A 22,444-nucleotide genomic window follows, 5' to 3' on the forward strand; every position below is an offset into this window, starting at 1 on the left:
CCTCATCAGCAGCAAGGACGCTCAGCATGACAGACACGAACCCGAACCCCCTCCCGACGCCCTCCACTCCGCCGCCGGACATCCTGCGGTGCGCCTCCATGGAGCTGGTGGTCACCGATCTGCAGCGCTCGCGTGACTTCTACGTGGACGTGCTGGACCTGGTGGTCACCGAGGAGGACGAGGACGCCATCTACCTGCGCTCCATGGAGGAGTTCATCCACCACAACCTGATCCTCCGGAAGGGAGACGAGGCCGCCGTCGCCGCCTTCTCCTACCGGGTGCGCAGCCCGGAGGACCTGGACCGCGCCGAGGCCTTCTACCGGGAGCTGGGCTGCCCGGTGAAGAGGAACCCCGAGGGCTTCGTGAAGGGGCTGGGCGACTCGGTCAGGGTGCAGGACCCGCTGGGCTTCCCCTACGAGTTCTTCCATGAGGTGGAGCATGTGGAGCGGCTCGCCTGGCGCTACGACCTCTACTCCCCCGGAGCGCTGGTCCGCATCGACCATTTCAACCAGGTCACCCCGGATGTGCCGCGGGCCGTGGGCTACATGGAGACCCTGGGCTTCCGCGTCACCGAGGACATCCAGGACGACGCCGGCACCACCTACGCCGCCTGGATGCGCCGCAAGCCCACGGTGCACGACACCGCCATGACCGGCGGGGCGGGCCCGCGGATGCACCACGTCGCCTTCGCCACCCATGAGAAGCACAACATCCTGGCCATCTGCGACAAGCTGGGTGCGCTGCGGCTCTCCGACCACATCGAGCGCGGCCCCGGCCGGCACGGCGTCTCCAACGCGTTCTACCTGTACCTGCGCGACCCCGACGGGCACCGCATCGAGGTCTACACCCAGGACTACTACACCGGCGACCCGGACAACCCGCGTGTGACCTGGGACGTCCACGACAACCAGCGCCGCGACTGGTGGGGCAACCCGGTGGTCCCCTCCTGGTACACCGATGCCTCCACCGTCCTCGACCTCGAGGGCCGTCCGGTGCCCACCACCGAGCGCACCGACGACTCCGAGATGGAGGTCACCATCGGCGCCGATGGGTTCTCCTACACCCGCGCCGAAGAGGGCGAGGAGTCCATGCCCAGCTGGAAACAGGGCGAGTACAAGCTGGGCCACCAGCTCTGAGGGAGGAACCCATGCTCACCGAGACACAGATCGGCCAGATCGCCGACGAGCTCGCCGACGCCGAGCGGGACCGCACCATGGTGCCGCTGCTGACCGCCCGTCACCCGGAGATGACCGTGGAGGACTCCTACGCGGTCCAGAACGAGTGGCGGCGTCGCGGCATCGCCGCCGGGCGACGCCCCACAGGACGCAAGATCGGCCTGACCTCCAAGGTCATGCAGGCCGCCACCGGCATCACCGAACCCGACTACGGCACGATCTTCGCCGACATGGTCCATGAGACCGGTGCGGTGCTTCAGCACGGGGACTTCACCGGGGTCAGGGTGGAGGTGGAGCTCGCCTTCGTGCTCGGCCGCGACCTCGCCGGTGCAGGGCTGACCGGCCGTGAGACCACGATCTTCGACGTCCTGGACGCCACCGACTACGTGGTCCCCGCTGTCGAGATCCTCTCCAGCCGCATCGAGATGGAGGGGCGCACCATCGTGGACACCATCAGCGACAACGCCGCGATGGGTGCCATGGTCCACGGCGGTCGGCCCGTGCGGCCCCACGACGTCGACCTCCGCTGGGTCTCCGCGCTGCTGTACCGCAACGAGACCATCGAGGAGTCCGGGGTGGCCGCCGCCGTGCTGGGCCACCCCGCCCGCGGGGTCGCCTGGCTGGCCGACCGGCTCGCCGGACACGGGGACCGGCTCGAGGCCGGAGAGATCATCCTGGCCGGGTCCTTCACCCGGCCGATGTGGGTCCACCCCGGCGACACCGTCCACTGCGACTACGGAGACCTGGGAGCCGTGACATGCCGATTCATCTGACCCCCACGCTCCGCGAGCGCCTCGCCGCGGCCGACCGGCCCCTGATGGGCGGGTGGGTCTGCTCCGGATCCCCGATCATGGCCGAGGTCATGGCCGGCGGCGGGCTCGACGTGCTGCTGATCGACATGGAGCACGCCCCCAACGGGCTGGAGTCCGTGCTGGCCCAGCTGCATGCCGCCTCCGGCTATGAGGTCACCCCGATCGTCCGGGTGCCCTCCGCGGACCCGGTGATCATCAAGCAGGTGCTGGACCTGGGAGCGCAGAACATCCTGGTGCCGATGGTCTCCACCGCGCAGGAGGCCCGCGACGTGGCAGCGGCCGCGCAGTACCCGCCGGCGGGCCGCCGCGGGATCGGCAGCGCCCTGGCCCGCTCCGGCCGATGGAGCCGGGTTCCCGGGTATCTGGCCCGCGGCGCCGAGCATGTCTCGGTGTTCGTCCAGATCGAGACCGTCGAGGGCGTGGAGAACGCCGAGACGATCGCCGGCGTGGACGGCATCGACGGCATCTTCCTGGGACCCTCCGATCTGTCCGCCTCCCTGGGGCTGCTCGGCCAGCAGACCCACCCGGACGTCGTCGCCGCCGTCGAGCGGTCCTTCGCCGCCGGACGCGCCGCCGGAGTGCCGGTCGGCGTCAACGCCTTCGACCCGGACGTCGCCAGGGGCTACGTGGCCGCGGGCGCCGACTGGATCCTGGTGGGCGCCGACGTCTCCCTGGCCGCCCGCGGCGTCGAACGTCTCGCCGCCGAGTTCATCCCGTCCTCACCCGCAGGAGCATGACGATGCAGTTTCACCACCATGGCTACGTGTCCACGGATCCGCGCGTCCTCCCCGCGGAGGGGATCGGCCTGGACCGTCCCGACGAGCTGCCTGACGAGATGGACGTGCTCATCGTGGGCACCGGACCGGCCGGCATGATCGCCGCCGCCCAGCTCTCGCGGTTCCCCGACGTCCACACCCGGATCATCGAACGCCGGCCGCAGCGGCTGGAGGTCGGCCAGGCCGACGGCATCCAGGCCCGCAGCGTGGAGACCTTCCAGGCCTTCGGCTTCGCCGAGGAGCTCTCCTGCGAGGCGTACCACATCACCGAGATGGCGTTCTGGAAGCCGGACACCGCGACCCCGGAGCACATCGTGCGCACCGCCCAGCCGGTGGACGACCCCCAGGACGTCAGCGAGTTCCCGCACCTGATCGTCAACCAGGCGCGCATCCTGGACCGCTTCGCCGAGTTCATGGAGCGCTCCCCCTCCCGGATGCGGCCCGACTACGGGATCGAGTTCCTGGACCTCACCGTGGAGGACTCCGGGACCCACCCGGTGGCGGTGCGGGTCCGGCACACGGCCGGCCCCCGCGAGGGCGAGGAGCGGGTGGTGCGCGCCAAGTACGTGCTCGGCGCCGACGGCGCCCGCAGCCGCGTGCGCGCCTCCATCGGCCGCAGCCTCGACGGCGACCAGGCGAACCACGCCTGGGGTGTGATGGACGTGCTGGCCCGCACCGACTTCCCCGACATCCGCCTCAAATGCGCGATCCAGTCCCACTCCGGGGGCAGCATCCTGCTGATCCCTCGCGAGGGCGGGCATCTGTTCCGCATGTACGTGGACCTCGGAGAGGTCACCCCGGAGCGCAAGGCCCGCATCCGGGAGACCACCGTGGAGGAGATCGAGCAGAAGGCCAACGAGATCCTGCACCCCTACACGCTCGAGGTCCGGCATGTCGCCTGGCACAGCGTCTACGAGGTGGGCCACCGGCTCACGGAGAAGTTCGACGACGTCGACGACGCCTCCCGCAGCCCGCGGGTGTTCATCGCCGGCGACGCCTGCCACACGCATTCGGCGAAGGCAGGCCAGGGCATGAACGTCTCCATGCAGGACGGGTTCAACATCGGGTGGAAGCTGGGGCATGTGCTCACCGGGCGGAGCCCGGAGCAGCTGCTGAGCACCTACTCCGCGGAGCGTCAGGTCATCGCGCAGAACCTCATCGACTTCGACCGCGAGTGGTCCACGATGATGGCCAAGAAGCCGGAGGAGTTCGACGATCCCTCCGAGCTGGAGGACTTCTACGTCAAGACCGCCGAGTTCCCGGCCGGGTTCATGACGCAGTATGAGCCCTCGATGATCGTGGGCACCGATGAGCACCAGCAGCTGGCCTCCGGCTTCCCGGTGGGCAAGCGGTTCAAGTCCGCCCGCGTGGTGCGGGTCTGCGACACCAACCCGCTGCACCTGGGCCACCAGGCCGAGGCGGACGGCCGGTGGCGGATCTACGCCTTCGCCGACCGCCCGGCCGCCGGACAGCCCTCCGCGCTGACCGACTGGGCCCGGTGGCTGGCCGAGTCGCCGGACTCCCCGGTGGTGCGCTGCACTCCTGAGGGGGCGGACCTGGATGCGCTGTTCGACGTGAAGGTCATCTACCAGCAGCGGCACACCGAGTTCGAGGTCACCGACGCCCCACGGATCTTCCTGCCGGAGGTCGGCCCGTACCAGCTGCTGCAGTACGAGAAGGTCTTCGCCGTGCTGGAGGGCGAGGACATCTTCGAAACCCGCGGCATCTCCCGAGACGGCGCCGTCGTCGTGGTCCGGCCCGACCAGTACGTGGCCCATGTGCTGCCGCTGACGGACACCGCGGGGCTGGCGGCGTTCTTCGCGCAGAACACCCTGGACGCGCGGACGCGGGTACGCGCCTGAGGGGCGCCTTTCCCAGTGGCTCTGCGGTTCGGGCCCTTATGAAGACGAACATCGCGTCATAAGGGCCCGAACCGCAGAGCCAACTGCTGTGCCGGGGCCGTTCAGCGCCCCAGCACGGTCTGCAGGATACTGCCAGCTGCGGCGTCGGCGTCGGCCAGGGTACGCGCCCCTGAGCGCGGATCCCCACCGGATTCGGCGGCGATGGCGGTGCCCCATTGCACGGAGCTCAGCTGCAGCCCCAGCACGTAGACGCCGTCCAGCGGGTGTCCGGCGGCGTCGATGAGGCGGTGGGGCGTCTCGGTGACGTCGAAGCCCTTGCCGGCCCGAGCGGTCCCGGAGACGTCGACCAGCTCCTTGGCACGGGCAAGACCGTCCTTCAGCAGCCCGGCCACCAGGGGCGAGCGGGACAGCTGCACCCGGTTCGCCGGCATCATCGCCTCGATCAGCCAGCGGGCGCGGAACGGCTCGGCGGCGACCCAAGGGGACTCGGCCGTGAAGGTCCGGCTCTCACGGTCGACGTCGTAGACGGGGTCCGGACCCAGGAAGTCGATCACACCGGCGCGGGTCAGGGCGGCGAGCTCCTCGATGCGCTGCAGCGGCGGGCCACTGGCCAGGCCCTCCACCAGAGACTCGAACCAGCCCTCGATGTCACCGACCTGACTGGCCGTGGACACACGCCCGTCGCTGATCAGCGCCTTGAGCTCCATCCGGGCCGCGTGCAGCGCCCCGATCGCCATCTTCACCGGGCTCGCCGCGCCGGCGGCAGAGGACGCCGCGTCATCCTCCAGGTAGGCGAGCATGTGGTCTCGGTGATGGTCGGCGGAGTCGAAGACGACGTCGTCGAAAGGTCTGCCCAGCGATCTGATGTCGAACCACAGCACATCCGGAGCGTGCTCGTGCAGCAGGTGCTGCCCCTGCACCGCCAGCACCTGTTCGCCGACTCCGGGGTCTTCCAGCAGCCGGTCGAACTCGTCCAGGAACGCCTCCGGCCGCGCCGGGAACAGCTCCGGGGACACGGCGGCCAGCGTCCGATAGTAGGTCCGCAGCACGTCCCGGTGGATGAGCGGCCACAGGTGCGCGGCGAAGTCCAGCACATCGTGCCGCCGTTCCGCCTCCTCGACGGCCTGCTCCGTGAAGTGGACCAGCCGGATGCCTGCCGGGACGAACCCGGCGGCGGTGGTCTTCGCCCGGTAGGGTGCGCCCCGGCGGGACCCGGCTATCAGGTGGGGCTCCTCCCCGCTGGGGTGGTACTCCAGACGGCGCCCCGGCGGGTTGTCCGGCAGATGGCGGAACCGGCCGCCGCGCCCGGCGGTGGCCTGGATCATCAGGTCGAAGAAGTTCAGGCCCATCCCCCGGACCAGCACGGCCTCCCCGGCCGGGATCGCGTCGACGTCGACATCGGTGGGGATGGCCGGCGGCGAATAGTGCAGGCCCAGGTCTACGGCGACGTCGGCGAGGTGCTGGGCGGAATCGGAGAGTCTCGCCGGCACATGCCCGAGCGCCAGTACGACGGCGTCCGCCGTCAGCTCGGTGCCGTCGTCGCAGCTGAGGCAGTAGCGCTGGTCGACGGCGTCGTCGCCACCGTGCTGGCTCCCGCCCACCTGGCGCAGCCCTATGACCTGGGAGCGCCGGGACTCCACGGTGACGCCGTCGCGGGCAGACAGCAGTCCCATGGTCCGTTCATGGAGGTCGGCGAGGTACTGCCCGTAATCGGCGCGGGTGGGATAGTCGGCGTCACCGGTCTCCCCGGAGCGTTCCCGGCGCCATTGGGCGAAGCTCTGGGAGACCTCAGAGGGGGCGAGCCCCTGCTGGGTCTCCCCCGCCGGTGCCACGGTCGGGTAGCTGGCCGGGGTGTTCATCAGGTAGAGAGGCGACTGGTCCGGGTCCCAGACGCGACCCGGCCCGTGCGCAGCGGGGTCCAGGACCACGATGCGCAGTTCCGGTACGGGGTCGGGGATGTGGTCAAGGTGGGCCAGCAGGCGCTCCAGGAACGAGGTGCCGCGCGGGCCGGCCCCGACGACGGCGATGACGAGCTCCGTGGTGGCTGCCGCCTGTCCCTGGACCTCACTCATCGGCGGCCGCCTCCTGTCTGCTGATGCCCACTGCTGATCTGACCAGGGTACTGCGCCGCCCAGCCAGGAGCGTCATGCCGCTTTTGTGCTCCGGCAAGGATTGCCGCTACCCTGGTACAGCGCCTGGACGAGGCATGGGCGATCCCCGTGGGGTCTCAGGCGCACAGGAGGCGTGCCGGAGCGGCCGAACGGACTTCACTGCTAATGAAGGGTCCGGTTAAACCCGGACCGGGGGTTCAAATCCCCCCGCCTCCGCCAGATGTGAGATGCCCCGCTCGGACTGATCCGAGCGGGGTATCGTCGTCTGCACCGCGCGCGTCGTCCGCCGCTGGACGTTCCGACGACCGCGTTCAGAGAATCTTCGGCTCAGCTCAGGCTCGCGCTCAAGAACGGGTCGTAGCGTAGGGAACGCCTCATGGAGGTGCGAGTGATTCGGACCCCCGGGCTGGCCTTCTGCAGCGTCCCCCCTCAGCGCTGGTCAGCCCGGGGGTCTTCTCTGCGCACGGCCGCCTTCAGTCGTCTCGCCGTGACAGCAGCTCACGGACGCGACCTGTCACGGTGATCGCATAGCCGAAGGCCTTGAGGCTGTCTGCCGTAACCGGCAGTCCGATGTCGCGGACGAACATCGCCAGCTCGTCCCAGTCGTGTTCCTCGTCGGACACCGTCCCGTCGGCTCGCACCTCGGGGCCCGTGGTGACGCGTACTTCGTCGATCACGTCCTCGAGGCTCAGCCCTGTCGCCGGGTCCTCCTCCGGCGCCCTTCCGTCGGTGTACCTGATGGACGAGAGCGTGAATCCGAGGTCCCGCAGCATCACGCGTCGCCCATCATCCACGTCCACGAACTCAGCGACGTAGAAGCGGATCGCAGGATCGCAGGATCTCCCACACGCGGCACCCGCTCCAGATCGCACACCGCCCCGAGGCCCACGACGACCTCATCGCCGGACAGGGCCGGCCGATCCATGAGAGGCCTCGTCGGGCGCCCGAGGCCGTCAGGCAGGGGTGCGAAGTGCATGCGGTGGGGACCTCTCCGTGGGTTGAGTCGACCAGTGTGAGCCAGTCTTCCAGAACCCTCGGTCCCGGGACGGCACATGCTCACCGCCGGGACGAGGTCCGACGTCCAGATGATCCCCAGCTCAGCTCAGGCTCGTACTCAAGAACGGGCCGTAGCGTAGGGATCACCTCATGGAGGTGCGAGTGATTCGGACCCCCGGGTTGGCCTTCTGCAGCGTCCCCCCTCAGCGCTGGTCAGCCCGGGGGTCCTCTCTGTGCGGGATCCCCTCATCCGTCGTCTTCTGGACGCCCCTCCAGCGCCCCGCATAGGCTCATGGCTCATGAGCATCAGCGTGGTCGCCATCGGCAAGAAGCATGAGAAGTGGGCTGTGGACGGCATCGAGCGGTACACCCAGCGCCTGCGCAAGCCCTATGACCTCAGCTGGAAGCTGCTTCCCCACTCCTCCCGCGACGGCGAGGCCGCCCGCGCCGAGGAGTCCGGGCGCATCCTGGGCACCATCAAGCCGCAGGACCACGTGGTGCTGCTGGACGAACGCGGCAAGAACATCGACTCGCCCGCCCTGGCGAAGCATCTGCAGAGCCAGTTCGACCTGGGTCACCCGGTGGTCCTGGTGATCGGTGGCGCCTACGGGGTCGACCATGAGCTGCATGCGCGCGCGGATTTCGTCTGGTCGCTCTCCAAGCTGGTCTTCCCACACCAGCTGGTTCGGATGGTCCTCGCCGAGCAGGTCTATCGGGCCCAGGAGATCTCCGGAGGAAGGCCGTACCACCATGTCTGAACCCACTCCGTCTGAACCCACCCCGCCTGAGCACAACCCAGAGCGGCCCTCCGATGCCAGCCCGGACTACGACGTCGCCCGCGGGCCCGACGGTGAGTCCCTGCTTCCCCCGGTGGTGGGGATCCTCGGCGCGGGCCGGGCGGGCACCGCCTTCGCCCGGGCGCTGCTCGCCGCAGGCTTCGGGGTGGACATCTGTTCCACGCGGCCGCCGAAGGCGCTGCGCCACCACCTGAAGATCTACGCACCCGGGGCCACCGCCGTCGATGCTGAGGAGGTGCCCGCGCGTACCCGGCAGCATCCGCGCGGCATCGTCATCCTCGCGGTGCCGCAGGAGGAGCTCGATGAGCTTGACCCCGCGCTGGTGGACGGCTGCGTGCTGATCGATGCGACCAACACGTGGCAGGACGAGCTGCTGCCGCCCTGGCTGCAGGCCGCCGTGGACGAGCAGCTGCCCACTTCTCTGGCCATCGCCGGACGTTTCTCCGGCGCGCGGGTGGTCAAGGCGCTCAACCACGTCGCCCACACCGAATTCGACGACGCCGCCGCTCGCGACATGCCCCTCGACCAGCGTCGCGCCCTGGGTGTGGCCGGAGACGACGACGCCGCCCGGGGCTTGGTCATGGCGCTCATCTCCGCCATGGGCTTCGACCCGGTGTCCCTCGGACCGCTGGCCGCCGGACGGGTGCTGGAGCCGGAGGGCCCGGTGTTCAACCGGCCCGTGCGCCGAGCGGACCTGCTGCCCTACGCCCGATGAGATGCTGCGGGGCGAGGGTGCGACCGCCGCTGGAGTCGCGCCCAGATCCCACGGAGGCCGGTGCGCCGGCGCCCGCCGTCACCTCGACACAGCCTCGATGCGGCCCAGGGCCTCCCGCAGCGCCTCTCTGGCACCGGGGGCGTCGAGGGCATGGCAGCTGACCTCGGTACGATCCTCCTGTCCCACCACCTGGACCACGATGGTTGAGGAACCAGCGACTCCCGCTGCGAGTACGGCGAGGAACAGCCGGTCTTCCATCGCCGTGGCGACTCCGGGCTGGTCTGATGGCAGGACATCGTCGACGAGCTCAGTCAGTGCCTCCTGACGCTGAACGCTCCACTGCACGGGGAACACCACGTTCAAACCCACCACAGGAGTCAGGCGTGAACGGAGGGCCGCAGCATTGCCCAGCAGGCTGTCGGCCAGCGCCTGGCGGAGGACATCAGTCGGCAAGGCAGGAGAGGGGGCGTCCTGGATCACGTCACCAGTCATGGATCGATCCTGCTCCAGGAATCTCCAGGCAGCAACCCCTGGGTGACGACGGCGGAGCGTCGCCGAACTCCCGACCGGCCTGCAGCTCTCCGCTCCGGCCGCTGCCCCGCAGTAGCATCGGCCTCCATGAGCACCATCTCCCATATCCTCATCGAAGCCGCCGACCCCGCGCCCTCAGAGCGCCTCTGGGAGGCCCTCGGCATCAGCGACCGAGTCCAGGTTCGGGCCTCTGAGGCGGAGCCCGACGGCTTCCGGGGATTCACCGTCTCCCTGGTGGTCCCCGGCCCTTCCGACGTCGACGCCCTGATGGACACCGCCCAGGCCGCCGGCGCCACGGTCACGGATCCGGCGTCGAGATCCCTGTGGGGGTATGGCGGTGCGGTCCGCAGCGCCGACGGCACCTCGGTCACATTCGCCTCCTCGTCCAAGAAGGACTCCGGCGCTGCCACCGGTGTGCTGGAGCGGCTGATCCTGCAGCTCGGCGTCGACGATGTGGCCGCTACCCGGACGTTCTACACCGCACAGGGGCTGAGCGTGGGGACCAGCTACGGCAAGCGGTACGTGGAGTTCGAGACCGGATCCGTGACCCTCACCGCGGTGAGGAGGAAGACGGTGGCCAAGGTGGCCGGCGTGGATCCGACCAGCTCGGGCGCCCACCGGATGGCGATCGTCGGCGGCATCGGCCCGCTCACGGACCCGGACGGCTTCGTCTGGGAATCGCTCGAGGCCTGAGCCCTCCCCGTCCCGGGGTAGGGGACCAGCAGGCCGCGCGGACGCGTCAGCTCTCCTCGATACAGTGACGTCCATGGATGCCTCACCCGATCTGAGGGAAGCGCTCGCGCCCTTCACCGCGCCCACCCGGGAGTGGTTCACCGCCTCCTTCGGAGCGCCGACCGCCGCGCAGGCCGGCGCTTGGGACGCGGTCTCCCAAGGTCGCCATGCCCTGGTGGTCGCGCCCACAGGTTCCGGAAAGACCCTCTCCGCGTTCCTCTGGTCGGTGGACAGGCTCTTCGCAGAGCCTGCCGAGGGCACCACGGTGCTCTACATCTCCCCGTTGAAGGCCCTCGGGGTGGACATCGAACGGAATCTGCGCAGCCCGCTGGTGGGCATCGCGCACACGGCGCGCCGCCTGGGCGAAGAGCCCGCCGAGATCACCGTAGGGGTGCGAACCGGAGACTCCACCTCCAAACAGCGCCGAGATCTGGTGCGCCGCCCTCCGAACATCCTGATCACCACCCCTGAGTCGCTGTACCTGATGCTGACCTCTCAGGCGCGACAGACGCTGACGGGGATCTCCACGGTCATCGTGGACGAGGTGCATGCCCTGGCCGGTACCAAGCGGGGAGCCCACCTGGCGGTGTCCCTGGAGCGGCTCGACGACCTGCTGGACTCCCCCGCCCAACGCATCGGCCTCTCCGCCACGGTGGAGCCCCGCGAGGAGGTCGCACGCTTCCTGGGAGGCCGGCAGCCGGTGGAGATCGTCGCGCCGCCGGCGGAGAAGCAGTGGGACATCACCGTGTCGGTTCCGGTGGAGGATCTGGCCAATCCGCACGGCCCGCTCCCCGGTCAGGACTCCGACGGCGCGGACTGGGCCGGGCTCGCTGAGCTCCCCGACGGCAGGCTCACCGACGGCGGGGGCACCCAGCCGCTGCAGCCCTCCGTCTGGCCGCATGTGGAACACAGGATCGTGGACCTGGTCGCCTCGCGCCGCTCCACAATCGTTTTCGTGAACTCCCGACGGCTGGCCGAGAAGCTCACCGGCCGGCTCAACGAGATCTGGCACGAACGGCAGCAGCCACACGACGCGGCGAGCGATGGCGGCGGTGGGGGCGGTGAAGTCGCCGGCGGCGCTGAGGGCGACGACGCGCCGCCTCCGGATCTGGCCCGTTCCCACCACGGCTCGGTCTCCAAGGAGCAGCGCAAGATCGTGGAGGAAGACCTCAAAGCCGGTCGGCTGCGCTGTGTGGTGGCCACATCCTCCCTGGAGTTGGGCATCGACATGGGCGCGGTGGACCTGGTCATCCAGGTGGAGGCCCCGCACGCCGTCTCCTCGGGACTGCAGCGCATCGGCCGCGCCGGTCACCAGGTGGGTGAGGTCTCGATGGGCTGGTTCTTCCCCAAGCACCGCGGGGATCTGGTGTCCACCGCCGTCGTCGTGGAGCGCATGCTGGCCGGGCAGATCGAGGCGCTGCACATCCCCCGCAATCCGCTGGACGTCCTGGCTCAGCAGACGGTGGCCGCCGTCGCACTGGACTCGCTGGACGTGGAGCACTGGTTCGAGACGCTGCGGCGCAGCGCACCGTTCTCCTCCCTGCCGCGCTCCGCCTATGAGGCCACGTTGGACCTGCTGGCCGGGAAGTACCCCTCCGACCGGTTCGCGGAGCTGCGGCCGCGCATCGTCTGGGACCGCGACGCCGGCACCCTGACAGGCCGCCCCGGCGCCCAGCGGCTCGCAGTGACCTCCGGCGGCACCATCCCGGACCGGGGCCTGTTCGGCGTGTATCTCGCCGGCGGCGAGGAGTCCGGCTCCGCGCGGACCGGAGGCCGTCGGGTCGGAGAGCTGGACGAGGAGATGGTCTATGAGTCCCGGGTGGGCGACGTCTTCGCCCTGGGGGCCACCAGCTGGAGGATCGAGGAGATCACCTTCGACCGAGTGCTGGTCACCCCAGCCTTCGGGCAGCCGGCCTCCCTGCCGTTCTGGCGCGGCGACGGGCTGGGACGTCCCGCGGAGCTGGGTGAGGCGCTGGGGCGGTTCCACCGGGAGGTCCACACCGAGGACGACGACGCCGTCGGCGCCCGCCTGCGCGCACTGGGCATGGATCTCTGGGCCCGGGAGAACCTGATCCGGTACCTGGCCGAGCAGCAGGAGGCCACCGGCACCCTGCCCTCGGACACCGCCCTGGTGGTGGAGCAGACCCGCGATGAGCTGGGCGATTGGCGGATCATCCTCCACTCTCCCTATGGCATGCAGGTCCATGCGCCATGGGCGCTGGCGGTGGGCGAACGCCTGCACGAGCGCTACGGGCTGGACGGCTCGGCGCTGGCCTCCGACGACGGCATCGTGCTGCGGGTGCCGATGATGGCCGACGATCCCCCAGGGGCGGAGCTGTTCCGGTTCGAGCCTGAGGAGCTGGAGGAGGTCGTGACCGCTCAGGTCAGCTCCTCGGCGCTGTTCGCCGGACGTTTCCGGGAGGCCGCTGCGCGCGCGCTGCTGCTGCCGCGGCAGAACCCGGGCCAGCGCACCCCGTTGTGGCAGCAGCGCCAGCGGTCCTCCCAACTGTTGGAGGTCGCCTCCGGGCACCCGGACTTCCCGATGATCATGGAGGCCATGCGGGAGGTCCTGCAGGACGTCTACGACATGCCCGCACTGCTGGAGGTGATGGGCCGGATCGGCCGACGGCGCATCCGGATGGTGGAGGCCACCACCCAGCGGCCTTCGCCGTTCGCCCAGTCGATCCTCTTCGGCTACATCGCCCAGTACCTCTATGAGGGTGATTCCCCGCTGGCGGAACGGCGGGCGGCCGCCCTGTCGGTGGACCCGGAGCTGCTCGGCGAGCTGCTGGGCCGGGTGGAGCTGCGGGACTTCCTGGACGCCGGCATCATCGCCGACGCGGTGGCCCACGCGCAGCGTCTGGCACCGTCACGGCGACTGCGCGGCAAGGAGGGGGCCGCGGATCTGCTGCGCCTGTTGGGACCGCTGAGCGCCGAGGAGCTGGCGGCGCGCCTGCGCGGGTCCGAGGCCGAGGCGCCGGCAGTGGATGACGAAGGACTCGCGGAGGGCCCGGAGACGCCCTCCTTGGACGTGGACGCCGCCCGGGACCATGCCGAGGCGCTGGTGACGGCGCAGCGGGCGTTCCGCGTACGGTGGCGCGGAACGGAGCGCTATGCCGCGGTGGAGGACGCCTCACGCCTGCGTGACGGGCTAGGCGTCCCTCTGCCTCCGGGCATCCCTCAGGTCTTCCTGGATCCGGTCGAGGACCCGCTGGAGGACCTGGTCTCCCGCTACGCCCGGACCCATGGACCCTTCACCACGGAGGAGGCCGCTGCGGAGCTGGGACTGGGGGCCGCCGTCGTCGCCGGGGTGCTGGAGCGGCTGGCCGATCAGGCCAGGCTGGTGCGAGGGCTGTTCCGCCCCGATGTGGAGCCGGACCGCATGGCACCGGGCCAGTCCGAGTGGTGTGAGGTGGAGATGCTGCGCCGCATCCGCCGCCGTTCCCTGGCCGCTCTGCGGGCCGAGGTGGAGCCGGTCCCGCCGCGGGCCTTCGCCCAGTTCCTTGCGGAGTGGCAGTCGGTCACCCCGCAGACCCGCATGGAGGGGCAGGGAGCCCTGACGGAGGTCCTCGCCCAGCTCTCCGGCGTCGCCGCGCCGGCCAGCGCCTGGGAGGCGTTCATACTCCCTGCCCGGATCCGGGACTATCGCCCGTCGATGCTCGACGAGCTGGTCAGCGCCGGGGAGGTGGTGGTGGCCGGTCGGGGGGCCCTGTCCGGGCACGACGGGTGGGTCGCCCTGCACCCACGCGAAGACGCCGAGGCGGGCCTGCTCGTGCGGGCCGACCACACGCCCACGGCGCTGCAGCGCTGGATCCTGGAGATCCTCGACGGCGGCGGCGCCTGGTTCCCCGAGGCGCTGGCCGACCAGCTGGCTCGGAGACGCCCCGCCGAGACCGCGGACGCCGGTGGTGAGGGTGGAATCGATGCTGCGGGCGAGGCCAGCGCCGCCGGTGACGGCGGGCCCGTGAGCACATCGGCTGAGAAGGTCTCGGAGGCGCTCTGGGAGCTGTTCTGGGCAGGATGCGTGGTCCCGGACAGCTTCTCCGCGATCCGCGGGATGCTCACCGGCGGGCGGACGGCGCACAAGGCCACCGCCCGGCCCACGCGGAGTCGGCACACCTCGCGGCGCATGGCGCTGCGTCAGGCGGTGGAGACACGCCGGTCGCTGCGCGGCGTCTCCGCCGGTGCCCGGACTCCGGGGGGCCGGGGCGCACCCGGCCAGCCCGCGGGAGTGCGGTGGTCCTCCGCGCCCGGGGCCGCGGACGGGACCGCGGCCGAGCAGCAGACCACCCTGGCCTACGCCCGGGCGGAGATCCTGCTGGACCGGTACGGCGTGGTGACCCGCGGCTCGGTGCTCGCCGAGCAGCAGACCGGTTCCCCTGGGACAGGGACCGCGCCCGGCGCGTCATCCGGGACGGCGTCCGGCCTCTCATCCGAGAGGGTGCGCGCCGTCTCGCCGCTGTCCGGAGGCTTCGCCGCCGTCTACAAGGTGCTCGCCGGCGCGGAGGACGCCGGGCAGGTGCGTCGCGGCTATTTCATCGAGCAGCTCGGTGCCGCCCAGTTCACCACCTCCGCCACCATCGATTCTCTGCGGGCCACCGCCGACGCCCTCGAGGACCGGGCGGCCTCTGAGGCCTCTCCGGGACCCTCCGGGACCACGCACGGCACCCGCTCCGCTGACCACCCTGGCGGCGGGCCGCGTTCCGCCTGGGAGCACTCCTCCCCCAACCCGGTGGACCCGGAGACCGCCCGAGAGGTGCTGGTCCTGGCGGCCACCGACCCGGCCAACGCCTACGGCGCCGCCCTGGATTGGCCCGCCCTGGAGGACAGCCGACACCGTCCGGGACGCAAGGCCGGCGCCGTCGTCGTGCTCCACCGCGGCGAGCTCCTGCTGTATATGGAGCGGGGCGGCCGGACTCTGCTGGTGTTCACCGAGGAGGAGCACCTGCTGGAGGCCGCCGCGCAGGCGCTGGTCGAGCGCCTGCGCCAGGCCCGCACCGGCCGCGTGGCCGTGGAACGTGTCAACGGGCAGCCGGTGCTCGGCACCCGGCTCGGGGACGCCCTGCGCCGTGCAGGTTTCCACTCCTCACCGTCGGGGCTGAGGTTTTCCGGTTAGGCTGATGCCATGACTCTCTGCCTTCCGTTCCTGATGTTCCAAGGTCAGGCCCAAGAGGCCATCGACCTCTACCTGGAGACGTTCCCGGACGCCGAGCTCATCGAGATCCAGCACCACCCCGAGGGGACCGAGATCTTCGACGCAGGCAACGGCGACGAGGACGAGGTCGCCGAGGTCGAGGAGGACACGGCGAGTGAGGAGCACGAGGGCGCCCCGGCCGACGAGACAGACCTCGATGCCGATGACGACACCGATGACGAGGGCGGCGTCGAGCATGACGACGCCGAAGGGACGGCCCCGGACGAGGGCGACACCTCAGCGGGCGACGGCGCTGTGACGCCCACCGACGAAGACCCCTCGCCGGCCACCGGCACGGACCTGACCACGGTGGATGCCGAGGCGACGCCCGCGGCCCCCACCCGGCTGGTCGCCACCGCCCAGGTGCTCGTGGGTGGACAGGTGCTGATGATCCAGGACAGCCTGGTGCGGCACGAGTTCAGCTTCACACCGTCGGTCTCGGTGGCCGTGGTGGTGGACACCACCACCGAGTTCGACGAGATCGTGGAGAAGCTCAGCGAGGGCGGCAGCTTCCTCATGGAGCCCGGCGACTACGACTTCGCGAAGAACTTCGCCTGGGTGCAGGACCGCTTCGGCATGTCCTGGCAGGTCAACCACCCGCTGACCGCACCCGACGAGAACATCGCCCAGGCCCAGGCCCCCGACTGGGGCTGAGCCCGCAGCCGCAGGCGGCTCGGCGACGGCCGAGCGGCCGGGTTCGGCGTGCTCAGCTCAGACGGTACGCTGGTCAGGTGGCTCAGACGTCTCCCCTCCCCGTTCGCGACGGGGTCAATGCCACCCGCCTGCGGCTCCCTCGCACCGGCCCCTGGGAGACCATCCACGACTACGTGCTGGAGACCTTCGGCCACATCGACCACGGCGGCATCACCCGCAGGTTCGACGACGGCGAGGTCGTCGACGCCGCAGGCCGGCCGTTGACGACCTCCACCCCGCTGGGCGCCTGCGAGTTCCTCTGGTACTACCGATCCGTCAGCGACGAGCGTCCGCTGCCCGTGACCGAGGAGATCCTCCACGAGGACGAGCACCTGGTGGCGGTCGACAAGCCGCACTTCCTGCCCACCACCCCGGCGGGCCGATACGTCCAGGAGTCCCTGCTGGTGCGCCTGCGCCGCCGCCTCGACCTTCCCGACCTCGTTCCGATCCACAGACTGGACCGGGGCACCGCCGGCGTCGTGATCTTCTCCAAGGAACCCAGCACCCGTGGGGCCTATCAGCTGCTGTTCGAGAACCGGCAGGCGGACAAGACCTATGAGTGCGTCAGCGCCCTGCCTGCCGAGCCGCAGCACCAGCTGAGGTCCAAGGATGGTGGTCCCCCGTCGTTCGCCTCCCGGTTCCCGCTGACCGTGCGCAACCGCATCACCAAGACCAAGGGCGTCGTGGTCTCCGAGCTGCAGCCCTATGAGGTCGCCGACTCCGGCAGACGCCCGCAGGATCGTCGCGCCCCGAGGCGCGGGCGCCGGCGCACCACTCCGGTGCCCGGGCCCAACGCCTCCTCGCGCATCGAGCTGCTGAGCACCGGCCGGAACCGAGCCGGGGACGCCGTCGGGCACTTCCGGCTGATCCCGCACACCGGCAAGACCCACCAGCTGCGCATCCACATGGCCCTGTTGGGACTGGGCATCCTGCACGACCGCTTCTACCCGGAGCTGCTCGACGACGCTCCCGACGATTTCGACCGCCCGCTGCAGCTGCTGGCCCGCACCCTGAGCTTCATCGATCCCCTCAGCGGGGAGCCCAGGACGTTCACCTCCCGCCGGTCGCTGGTGGAAGCACCGACGACGAACCCCCTGGAGGCAGCCCCGTGGACGGACTGATCGCTGCAGCCCAGGCCCTGGACGACCCTCAGCTGCTCGAGGAGTGGGGCTGGTGGTACTTCGCCGCGCAGCTGATGGCCGTGGCGTTCACCGCCTTCGTGCCGCCCTTCCCCTCCGAACTGATGGTGATCGCCTCCGGGTCCATGGCCGCCGAGGGGCTGATGCCCCTGGGCCTCGTGCTCGCCGTGACCACGCTGGGCTGTCTGCTGGGCGACATCGGCGTCTACCTGCTGTTTCGGTACCAGCTGATCCGGGTGCTGCACCGGTGGAAATGGGGACGGCTCATCCACCGCAAGCTGCTGCGCCTGTCCATCAGAGCCGGCGGGGCCTCCACCTGGGTGGGGCTGCTGCTGATCCGAGCGATCCCCGGCGGCCGCTGCGCCTCCATGGCCACCGCCGGCATGATGCGGCTGACCTGGCCGTTCCTCGTGCCGCTCGCCCTCGCCGGGGCCGTGACCTGGTCGTTGTGGCTGGTCGGGCTAGGTTACATTACGGGAACAACTACGGGACTCCCCCCGTGGGCGAGCACGGTCGCCGCCGTCGCAGTAGGTACTCTGGTGGGGTTGATCATCGCCGTGGTCTCCGCGCGACGGCGACGATCACGTGCGAGTTCGGCCTGAGCCTCGGCAGAGGGCTGCTGGCCGGTTCCGCACGCCTGACACAGCTGGACCTCCGCTGTCCCGCACATCCTGTTCCTCACGAGGGGAGAACGCACCGTGACTGACCGGTCCTCAGAGTATTCACCGTCGGTCACCGCCCCTGCAGAAGAGCACCCCGAGCCGCATCCTGATGAGCTCCAGGGCGCCGACGAGCAGGGAACCGACGAGCAGATCGACGACGAACAGGGCGCCGACGAGCCAGTCGACGAACCTGGCGACGAGGCGACCGCCGACGACGCCGCAGCGGATCCTGGACAGGACAGCGAGTCCGGCGCCGAAGCCGATGACCTGGAGGCTCCCGCCGAGTCCGGAGTGATCGGCGCGGAGGCCGCCGCCCACGAGATCACTGAGCCCGCCCAGCACGAGCCCGCCCCGTCCGAGCCCGCGGATCCGACGTCAGAGTCGGACGTGACCGGGCCCGAGAGCGCACAGTCCGACGACGACGGCGCTGCTCGTGACTCCGAGGCGGGCCCCGGCACTGACACGCAGCCGGCAGTGTCCTCGGACACCGGTGAGGTGCGGATGAGCCGCCCGACTCCTGTGCTTCCTCCCGAGGCCCGCCCGGAAGAGAAGGAGGCCGGGCTCAGCGAGTTCTTCGACACCCTGGACGCGCGTTTCGCCGCGGCCACGGAGAAGCTCGCGCACGCCTTCCGCCGGCCCGAGCCCGGGGAGCAGATCGCCGCTCCCCTGGACCCGCGCCGAGCCCAGGGCCATGTGGTGGACCCCGATTCCGACGGGGAGGCCGCCCTGGAGGAGCAGGCACTCCCCCAGGACGTCGATGACGCCTGGACCGGGCAGGACTGGCCCCACCAGGACTGGACCCACGACGACTGGCCCGCCCAGGACTGGACGCACCAGAGCTGGAACCCCCAGGCAGAGGCCGACCCTGACGCCGACCAGCCCCACGCCGACCAGCCCCACGCCGACCAGCACCACGCCGACCAGCCCCGCGCCGACCAGCACGAGCCGTCGGTGGCTGCGCCGCCGACCGCCGTCGCCGAGGACACCGACCGCCCAGCATCGGATGCCGCGACTGATGCCTCCCAGGGGGCCGCAGAACCGGAGGCCACGGCCCAGGACCTGCCACCGCACCTGGAGGAGGACGAGGCCGACGACGTCGACCTCCCCGACGAGCAGACGGCCTCCGAGCTTGACTCCTACACGCAGCGGGCGCAGGAGCATCCCCCGCTGCCGACGTCGGACATCCTGCCGGACGAGGATGCCACCATGGTCACGCTGCCGCCGATCGACGCCCAGACCGGCGACCCGCGCACCAGCCGCATCCCCCTGCCGCGACCGCCCAAGCACGACGGCCGCCCGCTCCCCTGGGAGGCTCGGGAGCAGGAGGCCGAGGAAACGCGCCTGCAGGATGCCAGCGCCGCCCGTCGGCGCGCCGTGATCATGGAGAAGGCCGCCGCCATCGAGGCCGCCACCGACCATGAGGACGACGACGCGGACGAGTACGCGGATGACGAGGAGGACCTGTACACCTACATCCCGCCGTACAACCTCCCCTCCCGGGACCCCGACCCGCGGCCGGGAGCCGTCGACCTGGCTCGCCAGATCTTCGTCAGCGTCAGTGCGGTGGCCGCGCTGGCCTCCGCGCTGTGGATGCTGGGAGCCTTCGGCGGTCCGGCCATCATCGGGGGCAACGGACTTGAGACCCTGGTGGACGGCTGGTATTCGGGCGACGCCGCGCTGCTGACCCCCGACGCCGGTCACTACTGGCTCTGGCCGGTCATCGCGCTGGGACTGCTGGGACATGCGGTCCATCAGTGGACCACCACACAGATCTCGACTCCCCGGCAGCGTCGCTCGGGCTGGCTGGTCGGCATCGCCTCGCTGATGATGCTGGTCTGGACGGCCGCCGTGCACGCGGGCATGCTCGCCGTCGCTGTGCTGGCCGCACTGGCCGCGGCCCTGGCCCTGGTGGACGCCGTCCGTCAGTTCACGCTCCATACCGCGCGGAACACCATCGAGCGCCGCTTCACCGACTCCACGGTGGGGCTGTTCACCGGCTGGGCCCTGGTCGGGGCGATGTCCTCCGTCTCGGCCGCCCTGACCGCCATGGGCGTGCGGATCCCCGGCTTCCCGGCGATCCTTTGGGCCATGATCGGCCTGGTGGTATGCATCTGGATCACCGCGTTCTACGCCATGACGGAGCGCGGCCGGATGACCATCGCGCTCGGCCTCGGCTGGGGCATGTTCTGGCTCGTGTTCCCCCGTCTGCTCTCCGAGACGCCCTCGGTGTGGGTGGCGATCGGGGCGGCCATGGGCGCCTTCGTGGTCATCCTGGCCACCGAGTCCCGACGGCACCGGATCAATCACGCGGAACGCCGCGCGGCCATGGGCCGCCCGGTGGACGACATCATCTGACACCGTCCGGCATACTCATCCGGCGTGCCCAGGGTGCGCCCATGGGCGGAGAGGCCCGGGGTGCGGTATGAATGGACTATGAGCGTGCGCACCCCCGATCCCAACCCGGGATGGCTGAACGAGGCAGACCTCTACGAGGCTCGCCGTCGACTCCCCATGGTCTACGTGGAGGCCATCCCAGTCCGCCAGGACTCCCTGGGCTATGTCACCGAGGTCGGGCTGCTCTACACGGCCGATGACGACGGCCGCTTCTACCGCACGGTGGTCTCCGGTCGCGTGATGTACCGGGAGACGATTCGGGCAGCCCTGCTGCGGCACATCGAGAAGGACCTCGGCTCCCTGTGTCTGCCGCAGATCCCGCCGTCGCCGACACCCTTCACCGTGGCGGAGTACTTCCCCTACCCGAGCGAGACCGGGCTGGTGGACGACCGGCAGCATGCCGTCTCCCTGGCCTACGTGGTCCCGGTCTCCGGCGAGTGCCAGCCCCGCCAGGATGCCCTCGAGCTGTCCTGGCTCTCTCCGGAGCAGGTGCTCAGCGACGAGGTCCAGGGAGAGTTCGTCGGCGGACGCGGTCAGCTGGTCCGCCAGGCCCTGGCGCACGTCGGCTTCGCCGGCTGACCGTCCTCGTCCGCGGCACCCGGGCGGCTGACGTCGCCACTTGCCCCCGCGCCCTCCCTTCCCCCGCCCTCCCCTCCCGCTGAGTTGGTCCGGAGTTGTGGAAACTCGAGTCGATCGAGCCGAGTACCCACAACTCCAGACCAACTCACCGCTCCTCAGTGACCGCTGACGCAATATGTCTTGACATTAGAACATCCACGCGACAGAGTGGTGCACACCACGTCATCACCAGCTCGTCGCCGCCACCGGCCGACGACGTCGAGGAGGCCGCAGTGACCACCACTCCCGCCCGCACCCCCAGCACCGCCGAGGACGGCACCCGCTCTCCCATCCTCATCGGCACCGCCCCGGACTCGTGGGGCGTCTGGTTCCCGGACGACCCGCAGCAGACCCCCTGGGAGCGGTTCCTCGACGAGGTGGTGGAGGCGGGCTATCACTGGATCGAGCTCGGCCCCTACGGATACCTGCCCACCGACGCTTCCCGCCTGGCCGATGAGCTCTCCGCCCGGGATCTGAAGGTCTCCGCCGGAACGGTCTTCACCGCCTTCCACCGCGCCGGGGCCGACGAGCGCCAGGCCACCTGGGATCAGATCCACCGCGTCGCCGAGCTGACCTCCGCTGTGGGCGGGGAGCACATCGTGGTCATTCCGGCCATGTGGCGCGACGACGTCACCGGCGAGGCGGTGGAGCCCGGAACCCTCGACGCCGACGGCTGGCGACGCCTGGCCGAGGGCCACGACGAGCTGGGCGCGGTGCTCGAAGAGAAGTACGGCCTGGCCCAGCAGTTCCACTCCCACGCGGACTCCCATGTGTGCTCCATGGACGAGATCCTCCGTTTCCTGGAGGAGACCGACCCACAGCGGGTCAGCCTGTGCCTGGACACCGGCCATGCCGAGTACGGCGGTGCCTCCTCCGCCGAGCTCATCCGGCGCCATCCGGACCGCATCGGCTACCTGCACCTGAAGCAGATCGACCCGGAGGTCATGGAGGTCGTCCGCCGCGACGACCTCACCTGGGCCGCCGCCAACAAAGCCGGTGTCATGGTCGAACCGCCCGGCGGCCTTCCGGACCTCTCCGAGGTCATCGATGAGCTCGAGCAGCTCGGCCGCTCCTTCTTCGGCATCGTCGAACAGGACATGTACCCGGTGACGTCCTTCGACGACCCCCTGCCGATCGCCGCTCGCACCCGGAAGCACCTCTGCGGCTGCGGCTCCCGCACGCGCATCCGCTGACGGGGCCGGAGCCGCAGACGAAGCCGCAGACGCAGCCGCAGACG

General features: G+C 70.5%; 17 protein-coding genes and 1 tRNA gene. 15 read left to right on the plus strand and 3 right to left on the minus strand.

The genetic code is table 11. The features are described from left to right. Nucleotides 1-26: 26 nt before the first annotated feature. From hpaD to SD455_RS06605, 4 genes are read left to right on the plus strand one after another with little or no spacing between them, the layout of a single operon-like run. Nucleotides 27-1,136: a 3,4-dihydroxyphenylacetate 2,3-dioxygenase gene (gene hpaD / locus SD455_RS06590; protein WP_344682571.1), complete on the plus strand. Its 1,110-nt coding sequence runs from the start codon at nt 27-29 to the stop codon at nt 1,134-1,136. Between the two features lie 11 nt (nt 1,137-1,147). After that, nucleotides 1,148-1,948, plus strand: coding sequence for a fumarylacetoacetate hydrolase family protein (locus tag SD455_RS06595; protein ID WP_085437393.1), 801 nt, complete (start codon nt 1,148-1,150; stop codon nt 1,946-1,948). After that, complete coding sequence (locus SD455_RS06600; protein ID WP_445507594.1) at nt 1,933-2,724, plus strand: HpcH/HpaI aldolase family protein; 792 nt, start codon at nt 1,933-1,935, stop codon at nt 2,722-2,724. Before SD455_RS06595 ends, SD455_RS06600 begins: the two co-directional genes overlap by 16 nt. Before the next feature lie 2 nt (nt 2,725-2,726). Beyond that, nucleotides 2,727-4,625, plus strand: coding sequence for an FAD-binding monooxygenase (locus SD455_RS06605; RefSeq protein ID WP_445507595.1), 1,899 nt, complete (start codon nt 2,727-2,729; stop codon nt 4,623-4,625). Between the two features lie 101 nt (nt 4,626-4,726). Here SD455_RS06605 and SD455_RS06610 read toward each other — a convergent pair whose 3' ends face one another. Continuing rightward, complete coding sequence (locus SD455_RS06610; RefSeq protein WP_085437395.1) at nt 4,727-6,697, minus strand: FAD/NAD(P)-binding protein; 1,971 nt, start codon at nt 6,695-6,697, stop codon at nt 4,727-4,729. A 166-nt stretch (nt 6,698-6,863) separates the two neighbouring features. Here SD455_RS06610 and SD455_RS06615 point away from each other — a divergent pair. Continuing rightward, nucleotides 6,864-6,955 (plus strand) — tRNA-Ser (locus SD455_RS06615). A 254-nt stretch (nt 6,956-7,209) separates the two neighbouring features. On the opposite strand, the gene SD455_RS06620 is transcribed toward SD455_RS06615, so the two are convergent. Then, nucleotides 7,210-7,536: a hypothetical protein gene (locus SD455_RS06620; RefSeq protein WP_139827659.1), complete on the minus strand. Its 327-nt coding sequence runs from the start codon at nt 7,534-7,536 to the stop codon at nt 7,210-7,212. A 495-nt stretch (nt 7,537-8,031) separates the two neighbouring features. Here SD455_RS06620 and SD455_RS06625 point away from each other — a divergent pair, with 495 nt between their 5' ends. Further along, nucleotides 8,032-8,490 carry a 23S rRNA (pseudouridine(1915)-N(3))-methyltransferase RlmH gene (locus SD455_RS06625; RefSeq protein WP_170922616.1) on the plus strand — a complete coding sequence of 153 codons (459 nt, stop codon included), beginning with the start codon at nt 8,032-8,034 and terminating at the stop codon, nt 8,488-8,490. Continuing rightward, on the plus strand, nt 8,483-9,244 hold the full coding sequence (locus SD455_RS06630) for an NADPH-dependent F420 reductase (protein WP_083277192.1): 762 nt from the start codon (nt 8,483-8,485) through the stop codon (nt 9,242-9,244). Before SD455_RS06625 ends, SD455_RS06630 begins: the two co-directional genes overlap by 8 nt. A gap of 78 nt (nt 9,245-9,322) precedes the next feature. On the opposite strand, the gene SD455_RS06635 is transcribed toward SD455_RS06630, so the two are convergent. Then, the gene (locus tag SD455_RS06635; protein ID WP_070158385.1) at nt 9,323-9,736 is read right to left on the minus strand and encodes a hypothetical protein; all 414 of its coding nucleotides are present in this window, start codon (nt 9,734-9,736) and stop codon (nt 9,323-9,325) included. A 126-nt stretch (nt 9,737-9,862) separates the two neighbouring features. On the opposite strand from SD455_RS06635, the gene SD455_RS06640 reads away from it, so the two are divergent. The 8 genes from SD455_RS06640 to SD455_RS06675 all read left to right on the plus strand — a co-directional run bounded on the left by SD455_RS06640 (nt 9,863) and on the right by SD455_RS06675 (nt 22,400). Then, complete coding sequence (locus tag SD455_RS06640; protein ID WP_070158386.1) at nt 9,863-10,468, plus strand: hypothetical protein; 606 nt, start codon at nt 9,863-9,865, stop codon at nt 10,466-10,468. Between the two features lie 73 nt (nt 10,469-10,541). Further along, nucleotides 10,542-15,623, plus strand: a complete 5,082-nt coding sequence (locus SD455_RS06645) for an ATP-dependent helicase (protein WP_445507596.1) — start codon at nt 10,542-10,544, stop codon at nt 15,621-15,623. 9 nt (nt 15,624-15,632) lie between these two features. Further along, on the plus strand, nt 15,633-16,355 hold the full coding sequence (locus SD455_RS06650) for a VOC family protein (protein WP_083277810.1): 723 nt from the start codon (nt 15,633-15,635) through the stop codon (nt 16,353-16,355). Between the two features lie 77 nt (nt 16,356-16,432). Next, the gene (locus SD455_RS06655) at nt 16,433-17,515 is read left to right on the plus strand and encodes a pseudouridine synthase (RefSeq protein WP_070162631.1); all 1,083 of its coding nucleotides are present in this window, start codon (nt 16,433-16,435) and stop codon (nt 17,513-17,515) included. After that, on the plus strand, nt 17,503-18,135 hold the full coding sequence (locus SD455_RS06660) for a DedA family protein (RefSeq protein ID WP_139827731.1): 633 nt from the start codon (nt 17,503-17,505) through the stop codon (nt 18,133-18,135). Before SD455_RS06655 ends, SD455_RS06660 begins: the two co-directional genes overlap by 13 nt. Nucleotides 18,136-18,231: 96 nt before the next feature. Continuing rightward, the gene (locus SD455_RS06665) at nt 18,232-20,550 is read left to right on the plus strand and encodes a hypothetical protein (RefSeq protein WP_445507597.1); all 2,319 of its coding nucleotides are present in this window, start codon (nt 18,232-18,234) and stop codon (nt 20,548-20,550) included. A gap of 78 nt (nt 20,551-20,628) precedes the next feature. Then, nucleotides 20,629-21,168 (plus strand): NUDIX hydrolase family protein, encoded by a 540-nt coding sequence (locus SD455_RS06670; protein WP_070162639.1) that lies wholly within the window; start codon nt 20,629-20,631, stop codon nt 21,166-21,168. A 272-nt stretch (nt 21,169-21,440) separates the two neighbouring features. Further along, entirely contained in the window at nt 21,441-22,400 is a 960-nt protein-coding gene (locus SD455_RS06675) for a sugar phosphate isomerase/epimerase family protein (protein ID WP_311025732.1), read from the plus strand. Nucleotides 22,401-22,444: the final 44 nt, after the last annotated feature.

This window comes from Nesterenkonia sp. K-15-9-6 (assembly GCF_052656005.1).

What these genes read in the sequence shown, in the direction of transcription:
- SD455_RS06600 (WP_445507594.1), top strand. Translation starts at nt 1,933, where the DNA reads ATGCCGATTCATCTGACCCCCACGCTCCGCGAGCGCCTCGCCGCGGCC.
- SD455_RS06640 (WP_070158386.1), top strand. Translation starts at nt 9,863, where the DNA reads ATGAGCACCATCTCCCATATCCTCATCGAAGCCGCCGACCCCGCGCCC.
- SD455_RS06625 (WP_170922616.1), top strand. Translation starts at nt 8,032, where the DNA reads ATGAGCATCAGCGTGGTCGCCATCGGCAAGAAGCATGAGAAGTGGGCT.
- SD455_RS06605 (WP_445507595.1), top strand. Translation starts at nt 2,727, where the DNA reads ATGCAGTTTCACCACCATGGCTACGTGTCCACGGATCCGCGCGTCCTC.
- SD455_RS06630 (WP_083277192.1), top strand. Translation starts at nt 8,483, where the DNA reads ATGTCTGAACCCACTCCGTCTGAACCCACCCCGCCTGAGCACAACCCA.
- SD455_RS06650 (WP_083277810.1), top strand. Translation starts at nt 15,633, where the DNA reads ATGACTCTCTGCCTTCCGTTCCTGATGTTCCAAGGTCAGGCCCAAGAG.
- SD455_RS06595 (WP_085437393.1), top strand. Translation starts at nt 1,148, where the DNA reads ATGCTCACCGAGACACAGATCGGCCAGATCGCCGACGAGCTCGCCGAC.
- hpaD (WP_344682571.1), top strand. Translation starts at nt 27, where the DNA reads ATGACAGACACGAACCCGAACCCCCTCCCGACGCCCTCCACTCCGCCG.
- SD455_RS06635 (WP_070158385.1), bottom strand. Translation starts at nt 9,736, where the DNA reads ATGACTGGTGACGTGATCCAGGACGCCCCCTCTCCTGCCTTGCCGACT.
- SD455_RS06645 (WP_445507596.1), top strand. Translation starts at nt 10,542, where the DNA reads ATGGATGCCTCACCCGATCTGAGGGAAGCGCTCGCGCCCTTCACCGCG.
- SD455_RS06610 (WP_085437395.1), bottom strand. Translation starts at nt 6,697, where the DNA reads ATGAGTGAGGTCCAGGGACAGGCGGCAGCCACCACGGAGCTCGTCATC.
- SD455_RS06670 (WP_070162639.1), top strand. Translation starts at nt 20,629, where the DNA reads ATGAGCGTGCGCACCCCCGATCCCAACCCGGGATGGCTGAACGAGGCA.